The sequence below is a fragment of the Streptomyces boncukensis genome, from assembly GCF_011045075.1.
Lineage (GTDB): Bacteria > Actinomycetota > Actinomycetes > Streptomycetales > Streptomycetaceae > Streptomyces > Streptomyces boncukensis.
Window position 1 is genome coordinate 1 of the sequence record NZ_JAAKZZ010000595.1, and the last position, 4,091, is coordinate 4,091.

At 74.6% G+C, this 4,091-nt stretch carries 2 protein-coding genes; both read right to left on the minus strand.

Annotated elements, in window-relative coordinates; genetic code table 11:
• Positions 1–1,520: type I polyketide synthase (locus G5C65_RS32650; RefSeq protein WP_206442528.1), on the minus strand; the 1,520-nt coding region annotated here is incomplete at its 3' end.
• A gap of 50 nt (positions 1,521–1,570) precedes the next feature.
• Positions 1,571–4,091: type I polyketide synthase (locus G5C65_RS32655; RefSeq protein WP_165302679.1), on the minus strand; the 2,521-nt coding region annotated here is incomplete at its 5' end.

Here is a 4,091-nt window from a genome sequence, read left to right on the forward strand (position 1 = left end):
GCGGCCTGTGCCCGTACCGCGGCCTCGGACTGGCCGGACACCGGCCAGGTCAGCACGGCCGGGGACGCCGCGGCCTCCAGGACCCCGTCAGCCGGGCCGTCCTGGCTGTCCTGGCCCTCCTGGTCGCCCTCGTCCGCCTCCGGCGCCTGCTCCAGGATGACGTGCACATTGGTGCCGCTGAAGCCGAACGCGGAGACCGCGGCGCGGCGCGGTCGGCCGGTCTGCGGCCACGGCCGCGCCTCGGTCAGCAGCTCGACCGAGCCCTCGCTCCAGTCCACGTTCGGCGAGGGCTCGTCGGCGTGCAGCGTCCTGGGCAGCTGCCCGTGCCGCAGCGCCATCGTCATCTTGATGACGCCGCCGACACCGGCCGCGGCCTGGGTGTGCCCGATGTTGGACTTCAGCGAGCCCAGCCACAGCGGGCTGTCCGCGCTGTGCTCCTTGCCGTACGTGGCCAGCAGCGCGCCCGCCTCGATCGGGTCGCCGAGCGAGGTGCCGGTGCCGTGCGCCTCGACGACGTCCACCTCGCCCGCCTTGAGCCCGGCGTCGGCCAGCGCCGCGCGGATCACCCGCTGCTGCGCGGGGCCGTTGGGCGCGGTCAGGCCGCTGGACGCGCCGTCCTGGTTGACGGCGCTGCCGCGGAGCACGGCCAGCACCTCGTGCCCGTTGCGCCGGGCCTCGGACAGCCGCTCCAGCAGCACCATGCCGACGCCCTCGCCCCAGCCGGTGCCGTCCGCCGCGGCCGAGAACGGCTTGCACCGGCCGTCCAGCGCGAGCCCGCGCTGCCGGCTGAAGTCGACGAACGCGAACGGCGTCGACATCACCATCGAACCGCCGACCAGCGCCAGCCCGCACTCGTCCTTGCGCAGCGCGTGCGCCGCCAGATGGAGGGCGGTCAGCGACGAGGAGCAGGCCGTGTCGATGGTCACGGCCGGGCCCTCCAGCCCGAAGGTGTACGAGACCCGGCCTGCCGCGATGCTCCCGGAGCCGCCGCTGCCGACGTACCCCTCCACATCGTCGGGCACCTGGCGCAGCCGCGAGCTGTAGTCCTGGTACATGACGCCGGCGAACACGCCCGTCCGGCTGCCCTTGAGCGTCGTCGGGTCGTACCCGGCGCGCTCCATGGCCTCCCAGGCCGTCTCCAGGAGGAGCCGCTGCTGGGGGTCCATGGCCAGCGCCTCGCGCGGCGAGATGCCGAAGAAGTCCGGGTCGAAGTGCTCGACCTCGTGGACGAACCCGCCCTCGCGCGCATAGCTGGTGCCCGGCTTGTCGGGGTCGGGGTCGTAGAGCGCGTCCAGGTCCCAGCCCCGGTCGGTGGGGAACTCCGCTATGGCGTCGCGCCCCTGCGCGACGAGCTCCCACAGCTCCTCGGGAGAACCGACGCCGCCGGGGTAGCGGCAGGCCATGCCGATGATCGCGATCGGCTCCTGCTCCCGCTCCTCCAGCTCCTGCAGCCGTTGACGGGTCCGGTGCAGATCTGTTGTCACACGCTTCAGGTAGTCCCGAAGCTTCGCCTCACTCATCGTTGTGCTCCCTAGTCGTTCCGGCTACCGGCAGAGGTGGACAACAGCCCTCAGTTGAGACCGAGTTCGTTCTCGATGAAATCGAAGATCTCGTCGTCGGAAGCGTCTCCGATCCGGTCCGCGACCTGGTCTTCCTCGCCCTCGGACGGCCCGAGCCGGGTCAGCAGCTCCTCCAGCCGGGCCGCCAGCCGGGCCCGGGACTCCTCGTCGCCCGCGATCCCGGGCAGCGACTGCTCCAGCCGGTCCAGCTCGGGGAAGGAGAGCGGCGCGTCCCCCGCCTCCGCCGCGAGCTTCTCCGTGAGGAAGTCCGCGATGGCCTGGGACGTCGGATAGTCGAAGAGCAGCGTCACCGGCAGCCGCAGCCCGGTGGACTTGCTGAGCCGGTTGCGCAGCTCGACAGCGGTCAGCGAGTCGAAGCCGAAGTCCAGCAGGCCGCGGTCCTTCTCCACCTCCGTGGCGCTGCTGTAGCCGAGCACGTCCGCCACCGCCGTGAGCACCAGGTCCAGCAGCACCCGGCCGTGCTCGGACGCGGGCAGCGACGCCAGCTGCTCCTGGACGCCCGAGGCCGGCGCGGCGCCGGAGCCGGACGCCGAGCGGAGGCCGGACCCGCGCGCCTGCGGCCGCACCAGGCCGCGCAGCAGCCCGGGAACCGGCCCGGAGCGGGCGCCCAGCGCGGCCACGTCCAGCCGCACCGGCAGCACCACCGCGCTGTCCACCGCCCGCGCCGCCTCGAAGAGCGCGGCGCCCTCGGCGGAGGAGAACGGGAGGACACCGCTGCGCGCCATCCGGGACAGGTCGGCGCTGCCGAGCTTGCCGGTCATCTCGCTCTGCTCCGCCCACAGGCCCCAGGCCATCGACTGCACCGGGAAGCCGCGGCTGCGGCAGCTCTGCGCGAAGGCGTCCAGGAAGGCGTTCGCCGCCGAGTAGTTGCCCTGGCCCATCCCGCCGAACGAGCCCGCGATGGAGGAGAACAGCGTCAGGGACGCTCCGCTGTCCCGGGTGAGGCGGTGGAGGGTGAGGGCCGCGTCGACCTTCGCGGGGAGGACGCGTTCGAGGTGCTCGGGCGTGAGGGAGGGGATGGTGGCGTCGTCCAGCGTCCCCGCGGTGTGGATGACGGCGGTCAGCGGATGGCTGTCGTCCACGGTGGCCAGCAGCTCCGCCATCGCCTCGGGGTCGGCCGCGTCCGCGCGGGCGATCGTGGCGTCGGCCCCCAGCGCGGTCAGCTCCTCGCGGAGCTCGGCCGCGCCCTCGGCGTCCATGCCGCGCCGGCTGGTGAGCAGCAGCCGCGGGGCGCCCTCGGCGGCCAGGTGCCGGGCTATGACGCTACCGATGGTGCCCGTCGCGCCGGTGACCAGCACCGTTCCTGAGGTGTCCCAGTCGGGCAGGGCCCGCTGTCCCGCTCCCAGCGGCCCGTCGTCCGCCGGCTCGTCCGCGGGCTCGGCCGCCGGTTCGTCCGCCGGGGTCACGGCCACCAGCCTGGCGACCCGCGTCCTCCCCTCGCGGATGACGAACTGCGGCTCGTCCGACGCCGGCGACGCCAGCGACGCCGCGAGCGCGGCCGGCGCGTCCTCGCCGCCGTCGAGGTCGGCGAGGACGAAGCGGTCCGGGTTCTCGGACTGCGCGGCGCGCACCAGCCCCCACACGGCCGCGTGCGGCAGATCGGTGACGTCGTCCCCCGGCTCGGACGCGACCGCGCCCCGGGTGACGAACACCAGCCGCGCGTCGGCGAACCGGTCCTCGGCCAGCCAGCTCTGCACCAGCTCCAGCGCCCGGCGGGTGGCCTCCCGCACCGCCGCGCCGGTCTCGCCCTCGACCGGTGCGCACCGGACGAGGACCGCGCCGGGCAGCTCGTCCCGCTCGGCGAGCGCGGCCAGCTCCGACGCCGCGCCGACCTCGGGGAAGCCGCCGGCCGGCGGGGCTGCGGCGGGGGCGGTGGCCGTCCCGGTCTCCGCCGGGTCCACCCACTCCAGCCGGTAGAGCTCGTTGCCGCCCTGGCCGGTGGTGCCCAGCTGCTTGGGCCGCTTGCGCAGCACCAGCGACTCCACGCCGAGCACCGGCTGCCCGAGCGCGTCGGCGACCGTCACCGCCAGGCTGTCGTTGCCGTGGGGCTCCAGATGGACGCGCACGGTGCCCGCCCCGGTGGCGTGCAGCGAGACTCCGGTCCAGGCGAACGGGAGCTGCCCGTCCTCGTCCTGGAGCGCGGGGGCGAGTGCGATGCCGTGCAGTGCGGCGTCCAGCAGCGCCGGGTGCAGGTGGTAGTCGGCGGCGCTGGGCTGCTGCTCGGCGGGCAGCTGGATCTCGGCGTAGACGCTGCCCTGGTGGAACCAGGCCCGCGTCAGGCCCTGGAACGCGGGCCCGTATCCGAAGCCGTTGTCGTGGAAGTACTGGTACAGGGCGCCGGTGTCCAGCAGTTCGCCCTGCGGCGGCGGCCACGTGGTGAGCTTGGCCTCGGCCGTGGACGTCCGCGGTGCCGGGGCGAGCCGGCCGGTGGCGTGGCGGGTCCAGGTGCTGGTGCCGTGGGGCTGGGAGTGGATGGCGAGGGGGCGGTTGCCGTCGGCGTCGGGTGTGTCG